The organism is Rhodococcus sp. NPDC049939 (assembly GCF_040656415.1).
Taxonomy (GTDB): Bacteria; Actinomycetota; Actinomycetes; order Mycobacteriales; family Mycobacteriaceae; genus Rhodococcus_F.
The window spans coordinates 588,584-612,167 of record NZ_JBFAMC010000002.1 but is presented as its reverse complement, the minus strand read 5'-3'; the positions used below and the strand labels follow the sequence as shown (position 1 = coordinate 612,167).

At 63.3% G+C, this 23,584-nt stretch carries 22 protein-coding genes; 6 read left to right on the top strand and 16 right to left on the bottom strand.

The features are described from left to right. Nucleotides 1–5 precede the first annotated feature (5 nt). The 9 genes from AB0I57_RS12155 to AB0I57_RS12115 form a co-directional block, all read right to left on the bottom strand. Nucleotides 6–593 carry a type II secretion system F family protein gene (locus tag AB0I57_RS12155; RefSeq protein WP_358334812.1) on the bottom strand — a complete coding sequence of 196 codons (588 nt, stop codon included), beginning with the start codon at nucleotides 591–593 and terminating at the stop codon, nucleotides 6–8. Next, nucleotides 590–1,381: a type II secretion system F family protein gene (locus AB0I57_RS12150; protein WP_358334809.1), complete on the bottom strand. Its 792-nt coding sequence runs from the start codon at nucleotides 1,379–1,381 to the stop codon at nucleotides 590–592. The genes AB0I57_RS12155 and AB0I57_RS12150 overlap by 4 nt, the downstream gene beginning before the upstream one ends. Continuing rightward, nucleotides 1,378–2,580: a TadA family conjugal transfer-associated ATPase gene (locus AB0I57_RS12145; RefSeq protein WP_358334806.1), complete on the bottom strand. Its 1,203-nt coding sequence runs from the start codon at nucleotides 2,578–2,580 to the stop codon at nucleotides 1,378–1,380. Before AB0I57_RS12145 ends, AB0I57_RS12150 begins: the two co-directional genes overlap by 4 nt. Then, a complete protein-coding gene (ssd, locus tag AB0I57_RS12140; protein WP_358334803.1) occupies nucleotides 2,577–3,668 on the bottom strand; it encodes a septum site-determining protein Ssd in 1,092 nt (363 codons plus the stop codon). The genes AB0I57_RS12145 and ssd overlap by 4 nt, the downstream gene beginning before the upstream one ends. 1,210 nt (nucleotides 3,669–4,878) lie before the next feature. Further along, on the bottom strand, nucleotides 4,879–5,628 hold the full coding sequence (locus tag AB0I57_RS12135; protein ID WP_358334800.1) for an oxidoreductase: 750 nt from the start codon (nucleotides 5,626–5,628) through the stop codon (nucleotides 4,879–4,881). Between the two features lie 48 nt (nucleotides 5,629–5,676). Then, complete coding sequence (locus AB0I57_RS12130; protein WP_358334797.1) at nucleotides 5,677–7,413, bottom strand: ABC transporter ATP-binding protein; 1,737 nt, start codon at nucleotides 7,411–7,413, stop codon at nucleotides 5,677–5,679. A gap of 5 nt (nucleotides 7,414–7,418) precedes the next feature. Continuing rightward, nucleotides 7,419–8,393: an ABC transporter permease gene (locus AB0I57_RS12125; RefSeq protein ID WP_358334794.1), complete on the bottom strand. Its 975-nt coding sequence runs from the start codon at nucleotides 8,391–8,393 to the stop codon at nucleotides 7,419–7,421. Next, nucleotides 8,386–9,312, bottom strand: a complete 927-nt coding sequence (locus tag AB0I57_RS12120) for an ABC transporter permease (RefSeq protein WP_358334791.1) — start codon at nucleotides 9,310–9,312, stop codon at nucleotides 8,386–8,388. Before AB0I57_RS12120 ends, AB0I57_RS12125 begins: the two co-directional genes overlap by 8 nt. Before the next feature lie 127 nt (nucleotides 9,313–9,439). After that, nucleotides 9,440–11,050, bottom strand: coding sequence for an ABC transporter substrate-binding protein (locus AB0I57_RS12115; RefSeq protein WP_358334788.1), 1,611 nt, complete (start codon nucleotides 11,048–11,050; stop codon nucleotides 9,440–9,442). A gap of 397 nt (nucleotides 11,051–11,447) precedes the next feature. Here AB0I57_RS12115 and acs point away from each other — a divergent pair, with 397 nt between their 5' ends. Continuing rightward, nucleotides 11,448–13,382 carry an acetate--CoA ligase gene (acs, locus tag AB0I57_RS12110; protein WP_358334784.1) on the top strand — a complete coding sequence of 645 codons (1,935 nt, stop codon included), beginning with the start codon at nucleotides 11,448–11,450 and terminating at the stop codon, nucleotides 13,380–13,382. 115 nt (nucleotides 13,383–13,497) lie between these two features. On the opposite strand, the gene AB0I57_RS12105 is transcribed toward acs, so the two are convergent. Then, nucleotides 13,498–14,883, bottom strand: coding sequence for an MFS transporter (locus tag AB0I57_RS12105; protein WP_358334781.1), 1,386 nt, complete (start codon nucleotides 14,881–14,883; stop codon nucleotides 13,498–13,500). Nucleotides 14,884–15,061: 178 nt separating this feature from the next. Here AB0I57_RS12105 and nhaA point away from each other — a divergent pair, with 178 nt between their 5' ends. Genes nhaA through AB0I57_RS12090 form a run of 3 tightly spaced genes read left to right on the top strand, consistent with a single transcriptional unit; the run spans nucleotide 15,062 to nucleotide 17,766 of the window. Then, nucleotides 15,062–16,297 carry a Na+/H+ antiporter NhaA gene (nhaA, locus tag AB0I57_RS12100; protein ID WP_358334778.1) on the top strand — a complete coding sequence of 412 codons (1,236 nt, stop codon included), beginning with the start codon at nucleotides 15,062–15,064 and terminating at the stop codon, nucleotides 16,295–16,297. After that, the gene (locus AB0I57_RS12095) at nucleotides 16,294–16,818 is read left to right on the top strand and encodes a phage holin family protein (protein WP_358334775.1); all 525 of its coding nucleotides are present in this window, start codon (nucleotides 16,294–16,296) and stop codon (nucleotides 16,816–16,818) included. Before nhaA ends, AB0I57_RS12095 begins: the two co-directional genes overlap by 4 nt. A 9-nt stretch (nucleotides 16,819–16,827) precedes the next feature. Then, nucleotides 16,828–17,766, top strand: a complete 939-nt coding sequence (locus tag AB0I57_RS12090) for an alpha/beta hydrolase (RefSeq protein WP_358334773.1) — start codon at nucleotides 16,828–16,830, stop codon at nucleotides 17,764–17,766. Nucleotides 17,767–17,774: 8 nt separating this feature from the next. Here the strand turns inward: AB0I57_RS12090 and AB0I57_RS12085 are convergent, their stop codons facing one another. The 4 genes from AB0I57_RS12085 to nth are packed head-to-tail and all read right to left on the bottom strand — an operon-like array spanning nucleotide 17,775 to nucleotide 21,168. Then, nucleotides 17,775–18,965 carry a MarP family serine protease gene (locus AB0I57_RS12085; protein ID WP_358334770.1) on the bottom strand — a complete coding sequence of 397 codons (1,191 nt, stop codon included), beginning with the start codon at nucleotides 18,963–18,965 and terminating at the stop codon, nucleotides 17,775–17,777. Continuing rightward, nucleotides 18,962–19,711, bottom strand: coding sequence for a CoA pyrophosphatase (locus tag AB0I57_RS12080; RefSeq protein ID WP_358334767.1), 750 nt, complete (start codon nucleotides 19,709–19,711; stop codon nucleotides 18,962–18,964). Before AB0I57_RS12080 ends, AB0I57_RS12085 begins: the two co-directional genes overlap by 4 nt. After that, nucleotides 19,708–20,370: a TlpA disulfide reductase family protein gene (locus AB0I57_RS12075; RefSeq protein WP_358334764.1), complete on the bottom strand. Its 663-nt coding sequence runs from the start codon at nucleotides 20,368–20,370 to the stop codon at nucleotides 19,708–19,710. The genes AB0I57_RS12080 and AB0I57_RS12075 overlap by 4 nt, the downstream gene beginning before the upstream one ends. 12 nt (nucleotides 20,371–20,382) lie before the next feature. Beyond that, complete coding sequence (gene nth, locus AB0I57_RS12070; protein WP_358334761.1) at nucleotides 20,383–21,168, bottom strand: endonuclease III; 786 nt, start codon at nucleotides 21,166–21,168, stop codon at nucleotides 20,383–20,385. Nucleotides 21,169–21,249: 81 nt separating this feature from the next. Between nth and AB0I57_RS12065 the strand changes: the two genes are divergently transcribed. Together AB0I57_RS12065 and AB0I57_RS12060 are read left to right on the top strand one after the other, a co-directional pair. After that, complete coding sequence (locus AB0I57_RS12065; protein WP_358334758.1) at nucleotides 21,250–21,510, top strand: hypothetical protein; 261 nt, start codon at nucleotides 21,250–21,252, stop codon at nucleotides 21,508–21,510. Nucleotides 21,511–21,720: 210 nt separating this feature from the next. Continuing rightward, nucleotides 21,721–22,395 (top strand): Crp/Fnr family transcriptional regulator, encoded by a 675-nt coding sequence (locus AB0I57_RS12060; RefSeq protein ID WP_358334756.1) that lies wholly within the window; start codon nucleotides 21,721–21,723, stop codon nucleotides 22,393–22,395. A 69-nt stretch (nucleotides 22,396–22,464) separates the two neighbouring features. On the opposite strand, the gene AB0I57_RS12055 is transcribed toward AB0I57_RS12060, so the two are convergent. Continuing rightward, nucleotides 22,465–22,635 carry a zinc transporter permease gene (locus AB0I57_RS12055; RefSeq protein WP_358334753.1) on the bottom strand — a complete coding sequence of 57 codons (171 nt, stop codon included), beginning with the start codon at nucleotides 22,633–22,635 and terminating at the stop codon, nucleotides 22,465–22,467. A gap of 136 nt (nucleotides 22,636–22,771) precedes the next feature. Next, a complete protein-coding gene (locus AB0I57_RS12050) occupies nucleotides 22,772–23,584 on the bottom strand; it encodes an MBL fold metallo-hydrolase (protein ID WP_358334748.1) in 813 nt (270 codons plus the stop codon).

Genomic DNA, 23,584 nt, shown 5'->3' with positions numbered 1-23,584 from the left:
TTTTGTCAAAGCAGTCCGCCGTCGAGCACATGTGAGGCCAGACCGATCACGACGGGAATGATCCCTAGGCAGATGAATGCCGGCAGGAAGCACAGCCCCAACGGCCCGCTGATCAGAACTCCGGCTCGCTCGGCAGACGCCGCTGCCGAATGTTCAGCTTCTGTACGGCTGTCGATGGCGAGCTCGGTTATCGAACCCGCCAGCGACGAACCCGATTGAGCCGACCGCCGCGCCATACGGGCGAGAGATTCGGTGGCCGGGTCCGACGCCGCCGCCTCCCACGCGGCCGTCGGGTCGGCGCCCAACGCCAGCAAATCCGCGGCACGGCGTAGGGATTCCGACAGCGGTGGTGGGGCAGATCGGGACACTGCGTCAGCTGCAGTCGCGACCGGAAGTCCCGCACGCAAGCACGCAGCCAGCAGGTCGAAGGCCGCCGCCACCGCGAGAGGGTCCTTTCCTGATGGCACCTCGTTTGCGGCATTTGCCACACCGCCCCCGTCGGCGTCGGGTTGTTGTAATCGCTGCATCGGCGGCCTGCGCCCGGGAAACACGAGAAGAGAACCCGCCACGAGGAGCACTGCGCACCAGATCATCCCGTAACCCGTCCGGTGATTCGATCGGTCCACAACAGGCCCGCGCATGCCAGTCCCGCTCCGAATATCAACAAGATTCCGCCGAGTCCACCGCTGAACAACACCTTCAGGGGAGCCGCGCCCATCATTTGGCCGAGACCAATACCCAGCAGCGGTAGTCCAGCGAGCACACTCGCGGTCGCTCTCGCTCCCGCCAACCCGGCCTCGGTACGCTGCCTGAAGCGACTGCGCCCCAAGAGATCCGCGCGCGCCGCCTCCAGAAGCTCAACCAACGCTAGTCCGTGTGCTTCAGCGACAGCCCAAGTGTCGGCAATCCTCTTCAGCTCTATGGCGACCGGAGAGTTGGTGATCCGGAATCCGTCGGCAGCAGATCCACCGAGTCGCGCACGTGCCGAGGCCGCCCGAAGGGCTGCCGACACGGTACCGGCGCACTCGTCGGCGGCGGTCTCGCAAGCCGCGGCGGGATGCGCGCCCACACGGAGTTCTGCGGTCACCACCTCGAGGCTCGACAGGATCACCCGCAGCTCAGCGTTCTTGGCGAGAGCTGAACGTCGGCGTCCAAGTCTGAACCAGGCTGTCGTGCATACGATCACCGTCGCCACCACCGCGAAGGACCCGCCCAGTTCGTATACAACCAGAGTGCCGGCGAGTGCGGCAGGAATGGTCCATGGGAGTCGCAGTCGTCGACGGGTTGGTTCCCTGCCCATAGCTGCGATCAAGCGAAGTCGCGACCCTGAAGATGGCACAACCATCACAGCGAGCGCGAGAGTCACCAGACCTGCGATCACGGTGTCTCCTCGTGCGGCGAGTCCGACGATCCCCGCCGAGAGCAGAACTGGCGAAGCTGGTGCGCTCCGAGCCCCTCTCCTATGCCCTCGTCCCAGGCGGGAGCAATCGTGACGAGCCCGTCCGCTTCACGGGTCACGACGCCGATCTGGGTCAGCCGACGTACTCCACTCGAGGACCGGTGGACGTGCACGATCACCTGAACGGCGGCCGCTAGTTGACTGTGCAGGGCAGCGCGATCCATCCCACCGAGCGCCGCCAGCGCTTCGAGTCGGGCAGGCACCTCCTGCGGCGAATTCGCATGCACCGTTCCGGCGCCGCCATCGTGCCCCGTATTGAGTGCCGTCAGCAGATCGACCACCTCGGCGCCGCGCACCTCACCTACGACAATCCGGTCCGGGCGCATCCGTAGGGATTGCCGGACGAGGTCACGGACGGTTACCTCACCGACACCCTCAACATTTGGGGCTCGAGCCACCAACCGGACCACGTGCGGGTGCGTCGGCGCCAGCTCTGCCGCATCCTCCACACAGACGATCCGTTCAGCCGGATCAACCGCTCCGAGCAGCGCGGCCAACAACGTAGTCTTTCCTGCTCCGGTACCGCCCGTGACCAGAAAGGCCAGCCGGGCCCGCACGATCTTCAACAACAGTGCGCGGGCCGCTTCCGGAACGGCACCGCGCGCGGCCAACTCCTCGAGACCCTGGGTTGCTGGGCGAAGAACCCGCAACGACAGGCAGGTTCCGCCTTGTGCAACGGGAGCGAGCACGGCATGGAGTCGGACTCCGAAAGAACCGTTCCCAACCTCTCGGAGGCGGCCGTCTACCCACGGCTGGGCGTCGTCGAGCCTGCGCCCGGCTGAGAGGGCAAGGCGTTGCGCAAGTCGGCGCACAGCGGCCTCGTCTGCGAAGCGCACGGCCGTGCGTTCGAGCCCACGCCCGCAATCGACCCATACCTGATCGGGTGCGGTGACGAGCACATCGGCAATACCTGGCTCGGCAAGTAAGGATTCGAGCGGTCCCGCCCCGGTCAATTCGGTCATCAAGACCCGCAATGCTGCGAGCAGGTCGGTGTCGCCGAGCACCCCGCCGGACTCCGTGCGGATGGCCGCGGCGACCAGCGCGGGCGTCGGTTCGCCGGACGAGTGCGCAAGACGCTCACGCACCCTGTCGAGAAGTTCTGGGGTTACGAGGGAACTCACGCCGCCCACTCACGTGAGCTCGGCCTACTGGCGACCGTGTCGAGAATCGCGCCGGCAACGACACTCAGCGAAGAACGCCTACCCGGTCTCAGCCCGCCAAGTTCGAGCATCCCGGAGAGTCCGCGCTCGGCACGCATCGATGCAATCAGCGGTATGCCGAGCACCTCCGCCAAGTCCGACCCACGCAGTCCGCCAGGCGCCGGTCCGCGAACTACGATGCCCTGATTCGGGTTCCGCTCGGCAATCCACTTCGCCACTTTCCCGGCGGCGATACATGCGCGCACGGTAGCCGGTATGACGAGAACCACCAGATCCGATATTTCGAGGACGGTCTCCGTGACCTGGTTGGGAAAGCGGGGTGCGTCGCACACCACCAGTTCGCCCGAACGACGGCTGGCATCGAGTACCGCACGAACGGCTGCCGCCGTCAGCCCGGCATCACCGTTACCCCTTCGGCCGGAGGCCAACACACGAAGCCGTTCGCCCGCGGGTGGAAGTGCGTCGCTGAGTGCATCCGAGGAGATGCGCCCTCCCTCGATCGACAGCCCGGACCATCGCAGCCCTGGAACTTCCTCGATACCCAGCAGCATGTCGAGGCCGGATCCCCAGGCATCGGCATCGAGCAAGAGCGTCGACTGTAGACGTTTTGTTGCCGCGGTCAGTGCGATTGCTGCAGCCAGAGTCGAAGCGCCAGCGCCACCGCAACCACCGACCACGGCGAGCACGGTGCCGTCCCCTTCCGACGGTTCTGATGGCTCACCGAGCACAGCAACGAGTGCCGATTCATCGTCTGGCACCCCGAGCACGTGTTCCGCGCCGACGGCAGTCGCAATCCGCCACTCGTCCACAGTCGGTGGACCGTCGCACAGCAGCACCACATGGCGTCGCCGGGGTAGGCGATTGCGGCAGGCGACAGCCATATGGCTGTCGAGTATCACGATCGGCGCGGTACCCCAGACATGCCTTGCGTCCGCGATATCGGCTTCCTGCAACTCCCGGTCAGCCGCCGCGGCTACCCGCCTGATGCTCTGTAACAACGCCTCGTCTTGGACCAAGACCAGAACCTCACCGCCACCATTTTCGTCCACACGGTGAGCGTGCCCCGTCGAGCGGACCGCCGACAGACAGTCTGCGCGAACTGTGGACAGCTTCGGATCTGTGGACAAATACCGGTCAAAGGCGCCGGTTCAGGGGCTGAAGCTCCAGTTGCCGAGATAGAGGACGACCCTCGCCAGGGGGGGAGGAGGCGAGGGTCGTCTGTGTTCAGCCCCGGGGGGTCGGGCTGAACACCGTCCGGATCAAGTCCGGAACATTTGCAATACTACACCTTCCCCGATCGGTATCCGCAAGTGCGATTGTGGTGCCTGTTTGGAACGCGGAAACATAACGAGAGTTCGGTATCCAATTGCGGATACCGAACCGGTTTCCGGATACGCCCCGGAGTCATCCCCGTAGGGCCGCCTGCTTCGCCGAGTGCGGTACTCGAGAACCTGAGCTCCGGGAGCCACCAGCACGGTACCGGGATCGTGCACCAGCATCGCTCCCGGCATCGACCATGACGTCAAATCGTTCGTCGCCGGCGTGCGCGTGTCCACGGTCAGCGTCACCCGCATGCCAACGGTGGAGCGCAGGACCCGGATATCTCGAGAAGTCGTTTCGTTGCTGCAACGAAAAAAATCGAGTTCTTCGGGTTGTCAAGACTGGAAACTGTTGTCCCATATCGACTTTCTCGAATCCGCAAATCGCTGAAAACTCTTCTCGTCGCCGGCCACGGCCGCCATTGAGACGACCGCCGCGACCAGCGTCATTGCAGTTGCGGCGGGTGCGTATCACCCAACGAGTGGTGCAGAACAACTGCCGAACTCCCCACTCCGAGATACGGTCACAAACGAAATTTGCCTCTTGCAGCGAGGGTGGGCGCGGGGTACAAAGGAGTTACGGAAAAACGGAAGGCCAAAATCGACCCAGAAGAGAAGGATCGATTTCCCGACCAGGATTCCTAGCACGGACACTCGGTACCCACGCGGAGCAGCAAGCCACTATAAGGGCAGAAGCGTTGTGGGCCTGCGAGACTCGGGTTCGATCGGCAAGGAACCTGCACCGGTTGCAGGACGACCCGACGACTGCGAACTCTCGCCGAGGCCAGCCACACAACCCACCGAGCACGCTTGGTAACCAGTTGTCCGTGCTGATGGGCGGCGAAGCTGACGGAAGTCGGTAGCGCCGCCCTCGTTATTTCAATCTCGTTATTCTCAACGGGTCTTCACGTGTCGCGCAAAAGATTTCGGTACGTACGTCCTAGCTCGATGCAGCATCCGCGATAGAGGTCGCCTCGCGCGCGCCGGCCTCGAATGCACCGCAGCACAGGACGACCCAGCTCCCGACCCCCTCCGCTTCGCCTGAAGCGAATGCAGCAGCAGCGTTGCGATACGCCTGCGGTCGACGTAGCCAACTGACCTCCGGCACCCCGAGATTATGGGGATCGAGGCCACTAGACACCGCGACGAGGCGGGACGCAGCACGGGCCACGATACCGTCGCCGACTCCGAACGGCTTCAGCGTCAACAATTCCCCGTGCACCACGGCCGCCAGAACCGGAGCTGGTGCACTCGTCCCTCCGGTAACGAGTTGCGCGAGTCCGTCCAGTCGTTCGGCCACTCCAGGGCCAGTGTGCGGCCTCCCCAACAGTTCTTGATCCTCTACGAGGTCTGCCGCGGCCAGCAGATGTAGCCTGGCGAGGGCTTGGAGAGGTGCCCGCCTCCAAGTGGACTGCAGAAGCGTGAGCGCGTCGCCATCGAGCGCCTGCCCTACGCGCAGTGCGCCGGCCAGTATCGGGTCGCCCGGCTCTCCCGAGATTGGAAGTTCGTTGCTGCCCCCGTCGATCAATGCCGAGGCGCGGGCCGCCCGCACCGCCGCCTCAGCCGCAGAGGTTGGCCATCCACGACGGTTGGCCTTGTGTCGATGAACCGCCCCGAGCGCTTTGCGGGCACGATCCGCGGCCTCGCGCACGCCGGGAAGATCGATGAGGGGCTGCAATGGATCACTCACACCTCGGAACGCTACCCGGCGACTGACGGCAAGAAACGTTGCCCCATGTCAGGCACCGAGCCGGATCGATCCACCAGGAATCGCCTCGAGCAACTTCCGCGTGTAGTCCTCCTTCGGGGAGCTGAACACTTCGTCCGTCGTGGCTTTCTCGACGATGGCACCGGCGGACATGACCAGCACGTCGTCAGCAATCTGCCGAACAACCGCCAGGTCGTGGGTGATGAACAAGTACGTCAGTCCCAACTCTGCCTGCAGGTCGTTGAGCAATGTCAGGATCTGGTCCTGGACCAGTACGTCCAGTGCTGATACCGCCTCGTCGCACACCACCATTTCGGGTTGCAGAGCCAGCGCCCGGGCAATCGCCACACGCTGCCGCTGCCCCCCGGACAGCTCATTCGGGAACCTTCGCATCACCGAAGCCGGTAACGCCACCTTGTCCAACAGGTCACGTACTCGCGCTTCTCGCTCCGCCTTGGTCCCCACCTTGTGGGTGCGGAGGGGCTCTTCGATGGTTCGGAAGATCGAGTACATCGGGTCGAGCGTGCCGTAGGGGTTCTGGAAAATCGGCTGCACCCGGCGACGGAAAGCGAGCGTCTCGCGGCGGTCGAGGGTCGCGACATCCTTGCCGTCGAACACAACGTTCCCCGACGTGGGAGCCGCTAGCCCGAGGACCATCTGAGCCACGGTCGACTTTCCGGACCCCGACTCTCCCACGATGGCGGTGGTCGTTCCCCGTCGGACAGAGAACGAGACGTCGTCGACAGCCTTGAGTTCGGAGGTCCTGCGTAGCCCGTGACGGATCTTGAAAGCCTTGTTGAGACCGGTTACCACGAGGACGTCGTCGGTGGCCCTGCCGAACTGGACCCCGATCTCGCCGTGCCGCTCGGCCTCGTCGACCACTTCGAGGGAATGCTCCCGGATGTCGGCTCGAGCCAGGGACGAACTTCGACGCTGTGACGCCAGTGATGGTGCCGCGGCCACCAACTTCTGGGTATACGGATGCCGCGGTCGCTGCAGGATTTCCAGGGCAGGACCCGACTCGACGACCTGCCCCTTGCTCATCACGACGAGGTGCTCGGCCCGTTCCGCCGCGAGCCCGAGGTCGTGTGTGATGAGGAGTACCGCTGTGCCGAGTTCGTTGGTGAGACCATCGAGATGGTCGAGAATCTGCCGCTGGACCGTGACGTCGAGAGCCGAAGTCGGCTCGTCCGCGATCAGCAGCTGTGGGCGTGCCGCCAACCCGACGGCGATGAGCGCACGTTGACGCATGCCCCCGGAGAACTCGTGCGGATACTGCCCCAAACGGTTCTCGGCGTCGGGGAGACCCGCTTCCTCGAGCAACTCGGCGGCGCGAGTCTTCGCCGCCTTGCCTTTCGTAACCCCGTTGGCCTTCAACGCCTCCTCGATCTGGAACCCGACCTTCCATACCGGGTTGAGGTTGGACATCGGGTCCTGTGGGACCAGTCCGATATTCCGCCCACGCAACGCGACGAACTCCCGCTCGGATATCCCCGTCAGATCTCTTCCCTCGAAGTGGATCTGACCGCCGGTCACCTTGCCGGTTCCGGGGAGCAGATTGATGATCGCGTGGGCGGTGGTGGACTTGCCCGAGCCGGACTCGCCGACGATCGCGACCGTCTGCCCTGGGTAGACCGTGAGGCTCACACCACGCACTGCCGGCACGCTGCCGGAATGGGACTCGAACGACACCTCCAGGTCTCGGATCTCGAGCAGGGGAACCTCTTCTCCCAGATTCTGCTGTCCGGCCCCTTCGTTCGTCGACATCGCGCTCACCTCTTCCTGGCCTTGGGATCGAGCGCGTCCCGCAGAGCGTCGCCCATCATGATGAACCCGAGCACCGTGATCGCCAGTGCTGTGGCCGGATAGAACAGGATCGCCGAACCCTGACGCAAGGTGACCTGGGCGGTGCTGATGTCTCCACCCCACGAAATCTCGGTTGACGGCAGCCCGATACCAAGGAAGGACAGTGTCGCCTCGGCGACGATATAGATGCCGAGCGAAATGGTCGCGATCACGATGATCGGAGCCAACGAATTCGGTAGAACATGCCGAACGAGCGTGCGCCAATTCGATACGCCCAACGCCCGCGACGCCATCACGTAGTCGTTGTTCTTCGCCGAGATCACCGCGCCACGGGCAATTCTTGCCATCTGCGGCCAGCCGAACAGGGCGAGGACGAGGATCACCGTCCAAATGGTGCGATCGGTGAACAGCTGCATCAAGACGATCGCGGCCAGGATGAAGGGGATGCCGAAGAAGATGTCGGTCACCCTGGACAGCACTGAGTCCACGACACCGCCGTAGAACCCTGCGACTGCGCCGAGAACCACTCCCACAACCAACACTAGGGACGTGGTCCCGATCCCAACCAACACCGACGCTCGCGCCCCATAGATGGTGCGCGAATATATGTCGCAACCCTGCCTGTCGAATCCGAACCAGTGGCCCGACGACGGGCCCTGCATGCTGAACGTAAGGTCACAGAACCGCGGGTCTGTGTTGGTGAACAGACTCGGGAAAGCCGCAACCGCCACTACGACGAATATGATCACCGACGCCACCAGGAACAGCGGGCGCCGGCGCAGATCCCGCCAGGCGTCCGACCACATGCTGGTCGGAGGCTGATCGATGTGGACCGCGTCGACCTCTGCGGGCGCTGCCACTTGTTCGGGCGCAACGAAATGCGCTTGACGGGCCTTCCGGCCTAGGGTGCCCGGCGCGTCGATCTCCTGTTTCTCAGACATAGCGAATCCTCGGGTCGAGCACGGCGTACAGCAGGTCGACTATCAAGTTGGCCAGCAAGAATACGACGATCAGCACGGTCACGAAGGACACCACGGTGGGGGCCTCGCCACGGGTGACCGCCTGATAGATCGTGCCACCGACACCGTTGATGTTGAATATGCCCTCGGTGACGATCGCACCGCCCATCAGAGCGGCGAGATCCGCCCCGAGGAACGTGACGACCGGGATCATAGAGTTGCGCAGGACGTGCACCTGCACCACCCGCCGACGCGAAAGCCCCTTCGCTGTAGCCGTTCTCACGTAGTCGGCGGTCAGATTCTCTGCTACCGAGGTCCGGGTCAGTCGCAACACATACGCGAACGACACCGCGCCGAGGACGAAGGCGGGTAGCAGCAGATTCTTGAAGCTGGTGTTCCCGCCAACGGTCGGCGGCGCCAACCCCCACTTCACGCCGATGAAGAACTGGGCGAGAAAGCCGATCACGAAGATCGGGATCGCGATGATCACCAGACTCACGACGAGGACGGAGCTGTCGAAGATACCGCCCTTTCGCAGTCCGGCGATCAGCCCGAACCCGATTCCGAAGATTCCTTCGATAGCCAGCGCCATCAACGAAAGCTTGATGGTTATCGGGAAAGCCTGCGCCAGAACTTCGCTGACCGGCCGACCTGAGAAGGACATGCCGAAGTCGAGGGTGAAAATCCCCTTCAGATACAGCAGGTACTGCATCAGGAAGGGTTGATCGAGGTTGTAGCGGGCGCGGAGTTCGGCAGCGACCCCCGGACTGAGTGCCCTGTCGCCCGCCAGAGCCGCGATGGGGTCTCCCGGCAAGAGGAACACCATGGCGTAGATGAGGAAGGTTGCTCCGATGAACACAGGGATCATCTGGAGTAAGCGGCGACCGACGTACCAGAGCATCGGATCACCTCCTATTCGTAAGGCTGTGATGTCGGGAGTCCGATGTTTCAGCTTCCAGTTGGCCAGAAGTGGGGCCGCGAACGGTCTGCTCGCGGCCCCACCGATGTCGTCGAAGAGACCCGGTGCGTCAGTTCTTCACAATTTCCGAGTACATCGGGACGCCCTTCCAGTCGATGACCACGTTGGATACGTTCTGTGACCAACCGGCGGCGGCGTTGCGGTACCACAGTGGGACTGCGGGCAGGTCCTGCAACAGCACCTCTTGCGCCTGATTGAGCAAGTCCTGAGCCCTGCCTGGATCGACCTCGCTCGCGGATTCGCGAAGCAGACTGTCGAAATCGGGGTTCGAGTAGTCGCCGTCGTTCGAGCTTCCGCCAGTTTGATAGTTCTGCGCGAGGAAGCCGTACTGCTGCGGGTAGTCACCCTGCCATCCCGAACGGAACGCGCTCGGGATGGTGCGGTTCGTGGCCTCGGTACGGAACTGCGCGAACGTGGGGTACTCCCTGCCCATCGCCTCAATTCCCAGTGTGTTGCGAATGCTGTTGCTAACGGCGTCGACCCAGTCTTTGTGCCCACCGTCAGCGTTGTAGGCGATCTCGAAACTTCCCGTCCACGGGGAGATGGCGTCTGCCTCAGCCCACAATTGCCTGGCTTGCTCAGGGTTGTACATCAGATTGTCGTTCCCGGTAAGGGAGTCCGACCATCCCGCGATGGCGGGGCTGGTGAAATCAAGTGCGGGGGTCCGGGTGTTGTTGAAGATCTGCTGGGTGATCTGATCGCGGTTGATGGCCATCGAGATGGCCTGGCGGCGCAGCCTGCCCTCCTCACCACTGAAATGCGGCAATCGACCGGGAATCGTGAACGTCTCGATGGTCGCCGAAGGCTGGTTCACGGTACGGCCGGGGAGATCGTTCTGGTAGGTGGTGACAGCGCTCGGCGGCACCTGATCGAGAACGTCGACATTGTTGGCGAGCAAATCTGTATACGCCGTGTCGAGGTTGTTGTACATGATGAAGTCGATCCCCGCGTTCTCCGCCTTGCGGGTGCCGTCGTAATCGGGATTCGCAACGGTGTCGATGCGCACGTTGTGCTGCCACGCCCCGGGACCGGCCATCATGTACGGGCCGTTGCCGATCGGATTCTCACCGAACGCGGCCATATCCTCGAACGCCACAGCGGGCAGCGGGTAGTAGGCGGTGAACCCGAGGCGATCTGGGAACGCAGACTCAGGTTGCTTCAACTCTATTGTGAAGGTGGAATCGTCCAATACGTTCAATCCGGACATCGTCGTTGCGGTCGGGTTCTCGGCCGCAACCTCGTCGAAACCCTGGATCGGTTCGAAGAACGATGCCTGAAGTTGCCCATTCGTGGACAACGCTCCATAGTTCCAGGCGTCGACGAACGAGGACGCTGTCACAGGCGTGCCGTCGGTGAACGTCCATCCGTCATCCAACGTCACGGTGAACGTCTGGCCGTCGGTGGTGTCGATCGACTCCGCGACCTCGTTATGTATGTTGCCTTCTGCGTCGTACGACACCAGACCGGCGAAGATCGAATCGAGGACACGGCCGCCCATGTTCTCGCTGGTATCGGTGGGAATCAGCGGATTCTGTGGCTCACCTGCCCAGGCATTGACAATTCCACCTCCGCTCGCCGAATTCTCGGTCGAGCAGGCGGCCAGCATTGCTGCTGAGAGCCCTGCCGCCAGAACGGCGGTTGCCACGCGTTTGATGCGCAAAACAATCCTCCCAGATCTGTTTGGTATGAAGCAGCGATGCGGGGCATGACCCGTACCCCACCACCTCCGTCGGACTGCGACCCGGCGGGTAAGGCGACCGTCGGAACGGATGATCAACTACCCGTACCTGGACGGATAATGTGATGACAATAAGTCACGATGTTGGTCTACGTAACCCCGAGGCGTGAAACAGGCCACATCGACATGGGGTCAGCGGTGTAGGTCACTCGGTGTTCCGCTCGTCGCCCGCACCTCCCGCCCGTCGCATCAACCCGACCGGTCGTCGCAGAGCGCTGGCATCCATCTATGTGATTAGCTGCACTTTAAAGTCACGTGTGGCTACGTTCACACGTACAAGAACTAACGAGTCGCGACTGGAAAGAAGGCCGGGCCACAAATGACCAACACCGCCGAGTACGAAGCCGCCCCCGAGGTCTACCCGCCGAGCAAAGAGTTCACGGCGGCTGCCAACGCCGGACCCGGGCTCCAGGCCGCGGCAGACGAAGACCGTCTGTCTTTCTGGGCGCAGCAGGCTGAGCGCTTGCATTGGCATGTGCCCTTCGGCGAGGTTCTCGACTGGTCGGATGCCCCTGTAGCGAAATGGTTCGTCGGCGGCCAGCTCAACGTCGCATACAACTGCGTCGACCGCCACGTCCTCGAAGGCAACGGCGACCGTGTCGCCATTCATTTCGAAGGCGAACCGGGCGACACTCGCGACCTGACCTACAACGATCTGCTGGGCAAGGTCAGCCAGGCCGCCAACACCTTCACCGACCTCGGACTCGTAGCCGGTGACCGGGTCGCGATCTACATGCCGATGATCCCCGAGGCCATCGTCACCATGCTCGCCTGCGCTCGCCTCGGACTGACCCATTCGGTTGTGTTTGCCGGGTTCTCCGCCCACGCCTTGCGGTCACGCATCGACGACGCCGAGGCCAAACTCGTCGTCACGGTCGACGGGCAGTGGCGCCGGGGCCAGGCCGCACCCCTCAAGCCCGCGGTCGACGAAGCCGTGGACGGTGCGAAGTCTGTGCAGAACGTACTCGTGGTCAAGCGCACCGGCATCGACGTCGAGATCAACGACGGTCGCGACCTGTGGTGGCACGAAACGGTCGACAAGGCCGCCGACCAGCACGAGGCACAACCGTTCGACTCCGAGCACCCGCTGTTCATCCTCTACACCTCGGGCACCACCGGAAAGCCCAAGGGCATCATCCACACCTCGGGTGGCTACCTCACTCAGGCCTCGTACACCCACCACAACGTCTTCGATCACAAGGCCGGACAGGACGTGTACTGGTGCACCGCCGATATCGGATGGGTCACCGGACACAGCTACATCGTCTACGGCCCGCTGTCGAACGGCGTGACCCAGGTGGTCTACGAGGGCACCCCGAACTCTCCGGACGAGCACCGCCACTTCCAGCTCATCGAGAAATACGGCGTCACGATCTACTACACCGCGCCCACCCTCGTACGCACATTCATGAAGTGGGGGCGCGAGATTCCCGACGCCCACGACCTGTCCTCGATCCGCCTCCTCGGCTCGGTGGGCGAACCCATCAACCCCGAAGCCTGGAAGTGGTACCGCGAGGTGATCGGCGCAAATCAAGCCCCCATCGTCGACACTTGGTGGCAGACCGAGACCGGGGCCATCATGATCTCGCCGCTACCGGGTATCACCTCCACCAAACCCGGATCCGCGATGGAACCGCTGCCAGGCATCTCAGCCAAGGTCGTCGACGACGACGCCAACGAATTGAGCAATGGCGAGAGCGGATACCTCGTGCTCGACGAGCCGTGGCCGGCGATGCTCCGTGGCATCTGGGGCGACATGGACCGCTACCGGGAGACGTACTGGGCTCGCTACGCCGAGCAGGGGTGGTACTTCGCGGGCGACGGCGCCAAGTACGACGAAGACGGTGCGCTCTGGATCCTCGGTCGCGTCGACGACGTCATGAACGTCTCCGGGCACCGAATCTCCACTTCAGAGGTCGAATCCGCCCTCGTGGGCCACCACGGTGTGGCCGAGGCGGCGGTCGTCGGAGCCTCAGACGAGACCACCGGGCAGGGCATCGTCGCATACGTCATCCTGCGTCAAGGGGTCGAGAACACCGGCAAAGACCTCATCGCCGAACTCAAAGCTGAAGTTTCCCGGGAGATCAGCCCCATAGCCAAGCCCCGGCAGATCACCATCGTTCCCGAACTCCCCAAGACGAGGTCGGGCAAGATCATGCGCCGACTGCTCCGCGACATCGCTGAGGGCCGTGACCTCGGCGACACGTCAACTCTGGTCGACCCCAAGGTCTTCGACGCCATTCGGGGCAAGTAAGACGCTCTACACGCGGTCGGTGGTTGGCGAGCCGAGGGACTCGCCAACCACCGGCCTATCTCATGCTCTCCATTCGATTCGCTTCGCCCGCAATCTGTTCCGATTGCGGAAGGGGCTAGACCCCCACGTCGTCGAGTGACTCGTTCTTCGTTTCCCTCATCACAAGCAGGGCAACGAAACTGATCGCTGCTGCGACCAAGAGGTATACACCCACCCAGCCGACGCCGTACGAGGTGGCCAGCCAGGCGGCAATGAACGGAGCGACGGCCGCGCCCAGAATGCTGGCGGTGTTGTAGGCGATCCCCGACCCCGTGTAGCGGACGTTGGTCGGAAACAGCTCGGGCAGAACAGCACTCATCGGACCGAAGGTCATGCCCGTCAACACCATTCCCATTGCGAGGAATACCAGCATGCGACCAGTGCCCATCGTCTCCTGATTCAGCATCACGTTGAAGGAGAGTCCGAACACCATGATGAAACCACTGACGACCAGCAACGTGATACGGCGACCGAAACGGTCGGCCAGCCATCCTGACACCGGAACCGCGGCGGCGAAGAACAAGACCGCGATCAACTGGAGAACCAGGAAGTCGGTGTACTGGAAGCTCGGACCGCTGCCTCCTGGAGGGGTGATCTTGCCCGTGCCGTAGCTGAGCACCCAGGTGGTCATGACGTAGAACAGCGTGTACGTGGCGAGCATCACGAACGTACCGATGATCAGCTGACGCCAACTGCTCTTGAACACCTGGGCCAGCGGGGTCTTCACCTTCTCGCCCCTCGCCACTGCTCGCGCGAACACCGGGGTCTCCTCGAGCCGCAAACGCACATACAGGCCGATCACCACCATGATCGCGCTGAGCAAGAACGGAATACGCCAGCCCCACGTGAGGAAGGCGCCATTCAAGTCGGCACTGGATGTGTCGTGGTCCATGAGCAATGCGATGGTCAGGAACAAGCCGTTGGCGAGCAAGAACCCGATCGGCGCTCCGAGCTGTGGCCACATCGCCGCCCAGGCACGCTTGCCCTTCTTCGCGGTCTCGGTCGCGAGAAGTGCTGCGCCGCTCCACTCACCGCCCAGCCCGAGACCCTGACAAAAGCGCATCAACGCCAGCAGAGCAGGCGCTGCGATGCCGATCTGGCTGTATGTCGGAAGCAACCCGATCACGAACGTGGCGATACCCATCGTGAGGAGCGAGCCGACAAGTGTCGCCTTGCGGCCGACACGATCACCGAAGTGCCCGAACAGAATGGATCCGAGCGGTCTGGCGACGAAGGCAAGACCGAACGTGGCGAGCGAAGCCAACAGCGCAGTCGTGTCGTTTCCTTCGGGGAAGAACAGATATGGGAACACCGCAACCGCTGCGGTGGCATAGATATAGAAGTCATAGAACTCGATGGATGTGCCCACCATGCTCGCGACGACGATCCGGCGGCGTGGGATGTCGGCGACGGTTGTCCCCGCATCCACTTCCAGCCTCGTCGTATCGACTGCCCTACTCACTCGACTTTCCCCTCCTAGGTCAGATTTCAGACGATGAGACTAGAGCCCCACCTCCTGGGGAGGTGATGCCGCGTGCCTTCCGGTTGACGCGTTGGATATGCTCTCCGCCTGGTGCGCCGGGAAGTCTGGTCGGCAGCTCTGTTGCCATGCCCGGACCATGTCGTTAGCGAGAAGACACTTGACCCTGCCCTTGCGCTCCGAACTCTCCAGATACCTCCGTACCGAGACGATCGGTGGATCGATCCTCCTGGTCGCCGCCGCCGCGGCTCTCGTGTGGGCGAACTCTCCTTTCTCGGAGAGCTATTTCGCATTACGCGATTGGCAAATCGGTCCAGAGGCGCTCCATCTGGACCTGTCGATCGGGACTTGGGCGCAGGACGGGCTTCTGGCTGTCTTCTTTTTTGTCGCCGGTATGGAGCTGAAGCGTGAACTGGTGGTCGGCGAGCTAGCCGACCGACAGCGAGCTCTGCTCCCGGTCATCGCCGCCGTCGGCGGCGTGGTGATTCCCGCAGCCATCGCAGCGGCGATCGGGCTCGGAGCCCCCGGCATGGATCGCGGTTGGGCCATCCCGGTCGCAACCGATATCGCCTTCGCGCTCGGCATTCTCGCCCTGACAGGTTCCCGGATCCCGGCGAGCGCCCGAGTCTTCCTGCTGAGCTTGGCAGTCGTCGACGATCTTCTCGCCATCATCCTCATCGCGGTCCTGTTCACCACTTCGATCGCCATGATGTGGCTACTGGGCGCCGTGGCCTGCCTCGCCGTCTATGCGTTCGCACAACACAAGCGGATCACCACACCATTGCTCTACGTTCCACTCGCACTACTGACGTGGTACTGCATTCACGACGCCGGGATCCACGCCACACTGGCCGGCGTCGCCCTCGGACTCCTAACCCGAGTACGACCCGACCCCGGCGAGGACGAAGCGCCCGCATTACGTCTCGAGCACCGCATCCAACCGTGGTCGGCCGGAGTGTGCGTCCCGCTGTTCGCCCTGTTCGCATCCGGCGTGCCCCTCAGTAGCGACCTTCTCGGGCAGCTGTTCACCAACCCCATCTCGCTGTCCGTGATCGCGGGACTGCTCGTCGGCAAGACTGTTGGAATCTTCGGTGTCGCCTGGCTGGCTATTCGCCTCGGCATTGCGAAGAAACCACGTGCTCTGGAGTTCCACGACATGTTTGCGCTGTCAGTGCTCGGCGCGATCGGGTTCACCGTTAGCCTTCTAGTAGCAGATCTCGCGCTCGCGGGAGTCGGCGACGGCAGCGAGGCCGAAATCGCTAAGGTCGCGGTACTCGTGACATCGTTGGCAGCGTCACTGATTGGATCAGCGTTGCTGTGGCGGCGTGGTCGCGCGCATGCGGTCAGGAAGGAAGACTCGGACGTGCTAGAGCAACTTGGAGGGGTCGACAAGTGAGCAACACTCACGGCAAGGGAGACAGCCCGCGATACACCGGAGACGGGGTGCCGAACACGGTGTCGTCAATTCCGCTCACCGACGTGGACTCTCAGGTGCCCGGCGATGCGAGCATCGGCACGCTGGTCAAACACGCGACCGCCCAGGTATCCACCCTGATCCGCGCCGAGGTCGAACTAGCCAAGGCGGAGGTGACCGGGCAGGTCAAGAAGGGCCTGCAGGGTGGCGTGTTCTTCATTCTCGCGCTCACCGTGCTGCTGTTCAGTTCGTTCTTCTTCTTCTTTTTCCTCGCCGAACTCCTCGACGTGTGGATCCCCCGTTGGCTGGCGTTCCTGATCGTCTTCCTCATCATGGTTGTGGCCACAGCGATCCTCGGCCTACTCGGCTACATGCGGGTACGGAAACTACGCGCGCCCGAGAAGACCATCGATTCGCTGAAGCAGGCGAGAGAAGTCGTGCCGACCTCGTATTCGGATGCGGAGGCTCATCTCGCATCTCCCACCGGGCGTCACGCGCGCTAACTCCTACCTGTGGCACCACCCGATCCATCTTCGGTCCGTTTCGACGGCCCTTGGATTCATCGCGACATCCACGCCAACGGAATTCGCTTCCACACCGTCGAGGTCGGCGCATCGCCGCCGGATGCGCCGCTCGTCGTATTGCTGCACGGTTTCGCGGACTTCTGGTGGTCGTGGCGTCATCAACTGACAGCACTGTCTTCGCAGGGGTACCGCGCCGTCGCCGTCGACCTCCGGGGATACGGCGATTCCGACAAGCCGCCACGCGGATACGACGGGTGGACACTGGCCGGTGACATTGCAGGACTGATCCGTGCACTGGGTCACGCCGAGGCGACACTCGTCGGGCACGCTGACGGAGGCCTGGTCTGCTGGGCTACCGCCGTCCTTCACGCCCGTCTCGTGCGATCGATCGCACTGGTCAGCTCCCCTCACCCGATCGCGCTCAAACAGGCTGTTCTACAGGACCGCTACCAGCGCAAAGCTGTGCTGCCGTCCTTCGTCTCGTACCAATTGCCGTGGCGTCCCGAACGTCGCCTCACCCGCGACGGGGGCGCTGAGGTCGAGCGATTGATCCGCGAACGATCGGGTCCCGGGTGGATTGACGACCCGGAGTTCGAAAATGTGCTCTCGCGGATGAGGTCCGCCATCCAGATTCCCGGCACCGCGCATTGCACTCTCGAATACCAGCGATGGGCGTTCCGCAGCCAATTCAGGGCCGATGGCAGCCGGTTCATGGAGTCGATGGACCAAAAGTTGCGGATTCCAGTTCTGCACATCCACGGGGATCTGGACCCATATGTACTTGCGGACACGGTGCGGCGAAGTCACCGGTTCGCACCTGGCCAGCGGCTGCACACGGTCACCGGCGTCGGTCACTACGCCCATTGGGAGTCTCCGGAACAAGTGAATGCCGCACTGCTCGAATTCGTGAGCCCGCCAGGCGCCTAACGCTCAGCTCAGAGGATGCACGCCCCGGTAGGTACGGGGACGGTCGCTCCGGGAGCCTCCTGCACCTGGCGCGACACCTCGTCAGCAGTGAGGACGAACCCCGTGTCGGTGTTGTCGACGGCTGCGCCGAACACGACACCGAGCACCTGTCCGTTGGGATCGACAAGAGGTCCGCCCGAGTTCCCCTGCTGGATCAAACCCCTGACGGTGAACACCTCGCGCTCGACGGTGGCGGTCCGGTAGATGTCCGGGCCGTCGAGATCCAGGACCTCCCGGACCCGCACGGCGCTCGCCGTATAGGGACCGCCACCCGGGTATCCGAGTACGAGGGCGTTTTCACCGGTCTGCGCCGGTTCGGGCGCGAAGTTCAGAACCGGGGCGTTGAGTCCGGGGACCGCGAGGACCGCGATGTCGGCCATCGGGTCGAACAGCACGACTTCTGCATCCATCGGCCCGTTCTGGGTGTCGACCAAGATGCCGGTCGTTCCGGCAACGACGTGAGCGTTGGTCATCACCCGCTCGGGCGCAATGACGAAGCCGGATCCCTCCAGAGCGCGCTGGCAACTAGGGGCCACACCGCGGATTCGCAACACGCTCGACTGCAGCGATGAGGCGACGGGGCTGGCCAGGACACTGGCGTCGGGCGGCTCGACATTTGTGATCGGTGTCCGACCGAAAGGGCCGATGACATCAGGGAGCCCTGACGTGTCGAGGAGGGCGGTGAACTCGTTGGGCAGCTGTCGCAACCATGCTGGAGCGACGTTGTCGACCGCTTCGAGCACACTCGATCCCCGCACGGCGGCCGACACCTGAGGCTGGGAGGACGAGGTGAGCGGAATCGCCAGCAGCCACGCAGCGATGAACACGGCAACAGCCTGTACACCGGCTCCGACTGCGCTGTCGACCGAACGAGTGGCCGGGCTGTGCATGCTTCCGCGTGCCGCCCGTCCCAGCACCATGCCCGCTACTTCGCCGATGATCACCAACACCACGATCAAGGTGATCCCGACCAGTATGCGGCCGACTCCCTCGTCGACGTGTTCGAGGACATGCGGTGCAATCAAGATGCCCGCCACCGCCCCGAGCACCACCCCGACGAACGCGAGGATGGACGCGACGGCGCCGTGACGCCAACCGGAGGTGGCGGCGAGGAAGGCGATCAGCACGATTGCGATGTCAATCCAGAGTGAGCCCGTCATCGCTCTGACGCCCAATCGGCATCGCCTCGGATCAATCGGTCGGCGTCGAGTTCGGCCACCACTGTGTCGAAGTCACGAATATCGTGGCTGTCCCAGTCTTGTTCCCAGCCGGAGATCGCGATCAGCGCTGCCAGTACCCCGGCCGTGAAACCCCACACGAGCATCCCGTCGACGACAAACGCCGGCCCCTGGAATCCGGCCGGGTGTCGCACCTGAAATCTGTTCCTCGGGTCGACCAGCATGTGCATGGGAACCCGGGCAACCCTCTCAGCTTCTGCGGGATCGACCACACCGACCGCACTGGGCTTTTCCCAATACGCGATCACGGGAGTGACGTCGAATCCGGACGGTGGGATGAAGATCTCATCGAGCACGGCAACGGGACGGACCCCGGATGGGTCGAGTCCTGTCTCCTCTTGGGCCTCGCGCAGCGCGGTGGCGATAGGTCCTTCGTCACCCGGATCGCTGGCGCCACCCGGAAACGCCACCTGACCGCCGTGCTGACGCATCGTGGACGCACGTTGGGTCAGGAGTACGTCTGCGGACGCGGGAAGTCCTCCTGCCATCAGCGGATCCGACTCGAAGGGGCCACCGAACAATATGAGGACAGCCGCCTCGCGGGTGATCGCGCCTTGGGGTGCTCGCCGATTGATGATCGAGTTGAACCGTCGAGGGTTGGCAAGAGTGCGGTTCGCAACCCTGTGCAACCAGGACGGAACCCCTCCGTCGACCGAGGAGTTCCTCATGTCGCCACCCCCAGATTCTCTTCGACGACAGCGGCGATCTCGTCGACACTGTCGAAGGGCTGCGGCAGGATCTTTGCCACCGTGCCGTCGGATCGAATCAGTACGGACACTGGCAGAACGGCGGGCGCTCCGACAGCGGCTTGAACTCGCCCGTCGCCATCCTGTACTCCGGGCAGCGTCACAGCGTAGTCGACCAGGCGGGAGAGCGCGCTGGACTCGTTGGGATCGGTGTGCACCGTAAGCACAGTAACTGCGTCCCCGACACGATCGGAGAACTGCTGCAGATAGGGCAGCTCCTCGGCACAGGGGCCGCACCAATAGGCCCACAAGTTGAGCAAGGCAGGCTTTCCCGCGAGGGCCGCGGCGAGGTCTACCCGACTACCGTCCGCCATACAGTCCAGCGAGATGCCGGACAGCACCGAATCGAACGAGGGATCGAGCGCGACTGCCGGTGCCGGACAAGGCGCCAGGTTCGCCCGCGAGCGTAGTGCGGCGAGCGCATCGGAGTCGGTGCCCTCCGAGTTCGTGGTAATACGACCCGACCCGAAACGACCGTCGTACGTTGCCACCTGAGAATCGTCACCCCGGGGCCAAATCGCCACGACAAGGGCCACTACTACAACGAGAGCGGCCAGACTCCACCGCGCCGAACTGGACAAACCTATCAACCCTCAACGACCTGCCATACGCAGCAAATGCTCTGTCTCCGGTCCGCGAACAAGTTTGGCGGCGACGTCGGGATCGACTGGGCCCAAGCCATACGACGGACAGTCCTTGGCGAGCACGCAAACCCCGCATGCAGGTTTGCGGGAATGACATACGCGCCTGCCGTGGAAGATCACCCGGTGCGAGAGCAGCGTCCATTCCTTGCGCTCGATCAGCGCACCAACCGCGTGCTCGACCTTCACCGGATCCTCCTCCTCGGTCCACCTCCAACGCCGGACAAGTCTGCCGAAATGGGTGTCCACCGTAATCCCGGGGACGTCGAACGCGTTGCCGAGGATCACGTTCGCGGTCTTGCGACCGATCCCTGGGAGGGCCACGAGATCCACCAGTTTGTTCGGCACCTCACCGTCGAAGCGTTCCAGCAGAGCCTGCCCCAGCCCGATCAGCGCGCTCGCCTTGTTCCGATAGAAACCCGTCGATCGAATGTATTCCTCGAGTTCCGTGCGGTCGGCGGACGCGTACGCCTTCGCGTCAGGGTATCGGGCAAAGAGTGCCGGAGTCACCATGTTCACCCGGACGTCGGTGCATTGCGCGGAGAGGATGGTGGCAACGGCGAGATCCAGAGGTGTGACGAAGTCGAGTTCACAGTGGACGTCCGGAAATGCCTCCGCCAGTCGGCGGTTCATTCTGCGGGCGCGCCGGACGAGTCCGAGCCTGGTCTCGCCCTGTTTGACGGCCCGCGGACGCTCGAGCCCACGTGCTTCGGAGTCGTCGCTGAGGGTCTCATGCACGAGGTCAACTCTACGTATACCCCGCCAATCCGACTCACGGCTGTGTCGCTTCTGAGACATTTGCAGTGTTTACTTCCGAGTATGCAAGGTCTCGCTGTGGTCCTCTTCCCAGTGCTCCTCATGCTGTTTGCACTAGCTATGGAGCGAGTCGAAGTCCGACTCAGCCAGCTCACCGTTCGCCAGCAAGAGGTGGAAGAGTTTCTCGACCAGGCGAGTAACGACGAGGTGGCCACCCTCGCCAAAGAAGGCTTCCCCCGGGCACTCGCGCGCTTCAATCGGCGCCGCAAGGCCCGTTCGGGGCTCGAAACCGACGACGAGGTGGATTCTCAGCGCGCAGGCTGATCACCCCTCACAATTCCACACCAAAATCGGGCTTTCCGGGCAACTTCCCTCGCTTCGGTGGTATCGGTCACTCGGACCTACTCAGCGCGACGTAGACTTCAGTGACGAACCTGTTACATGAAGGCCGCGCCGCCGCAAAACGGGGCGTCGTCGACGTGCAGCAAACCACACAACATTGCATTCAGACGAACGAATCTTCGAGGAGCGTAAGTGGACGACGTCCTGGCAAGAGCCGGCATCTTCCAAGGGGTCGAGCCCTCGGCGGTAGCAGCGCTGACCAAACAGCTGCAACCCGTCGACTTCCCCCGCGGTCATGTCATCTTCAACGAAGGTGAGCCCGGTGACCGCCTGTTCATCATCGTGTCGGGCAAGGTCAAAATCGGCCGCCGTTCACCGGACGGCCGTGAGAACCTGCTGACGATCATGGGTCCGTCCGACATGTTCGGCGAGCTGTCCATTTTCGACCCCGGCCCCCGTACGTCCACCGCCACGACGGTCACGGAAGTCCGCGCTGTCAGCATGGACCGCACCGCACTAAAGGCATGGATCGACCACCGCCCCGAGATTGCAGAACAGCTCCTCCGGGTGCTTGCCCGCCGTCTCCGTCGCACCAACAACAACCTGGCCGACCTCATCTTCACGGACGTTCCCGGCCGTGTCGCCAAGGCACTGCTGCAACTAGCTCAGCGCTTCGGCACACAGGAGGCAGGCTCGTTGCGTGTCACGCATGACCTCACGCAAGAAGAGATCGCGCAGCTCGTCGGTGCGTCCCGCGAGACCGTCAACAAGGCACTGGCCGATTTCGCACATCGCGGATGGCTTCGGCTAGAGGGCAAGAGTGTGCTGATCTCCGACTCCGAACGCCTCGCACGTCGCGCACGATAGTCCGCACACAACTTCGGCCACCCCTACCTGCAGGGGTGGCCGAAGTCATGCTGGATCGACTCGGACGGCTCAGGCGACCTCGCCGTGCTCGTCGTAGTGGCCCTCGTGCTCGGCGTGCCGATGACCGTCGTGGAGATAGTCGACGTGGTCGCCGTGTTGAACCGTCTCGTGTCCGCACTTCTCGCCGTGGACGTGCGGATGATCGGACGGGTCGTGCCGACGGTGCTCTGAACTGGTCATGCGCACCTTACCTCTCACTCGTATAGATCTCGTATAAATACTGACGCATATAATTTAACGCCCCGAGGCATGGTGGTACAGGGCTTCGATTTCCTTCCGCCGACACTCTCGGGTGCCCGGCGTGGCGAGCAGCGCGTCAGGGTTGGTTGGTGTTTCGCAGGTAGGCCAGTTGTACGTTGACTGACTTCTCTGCCACCGGCCACAGCTCGCGAGAGACATCCGTATAGACGTGCTCGACAACCTCTCGCACAGTGGGAGTCCCACCGAGTTCCACCAGCGCAGTGCGCACCTGGTCGAGTCGCTCCTCGCGGTGGGCCAGGTATTGCTGTGCCACGGAAGTCAGATCAGGAAGTTCTTGTCCGTGCCCGGGCATGACCCGATGATCAGTTCCGAGGTCGCGCAGGCGGCGAAGCGACGACATATAGTCGCCGAGATCGCCGTCTGTGTCGTCGAGCACCGTGGTGCCGCGGCCCAAGATCGTATCGCCGGTGAGGACGGCGGGCCCACCCTCGACGCCCGCGGCGTGGACGACGAACGACATCGAATCCCGCGTGTGACCGGGCGTTGCAATCACCGACACGGTGAGGCCCGCGACATCGATGGTCTCACCGTCCACGAGATTCTCGCCCCCACCGCGAAGAAACTCCGATTCCACCGCGCGCACAGGCGCGCCGGTCAGTTCGAAGAACCGCTGCACCCCACCGGTGTGATCGAAATGACGATGAGTAATGAGCGTCAAGGCCACGGGACCGACAGCCGCGATACGAGCGAGATGCTCCTCGTCGTCCTCACCAGGATCGACCACCACACACTCCGCTCGGCCCGGCGCACGCAGTACCCACGTATTGGTGCCGTCGAGCGTCATCATGCCGGGGTTGTTCTGGAGCATCACCGATACGGTCGGGGTGACCTCTCGCAGCTGGGCGTAAGCGGGGTGGACAAGAGCCAT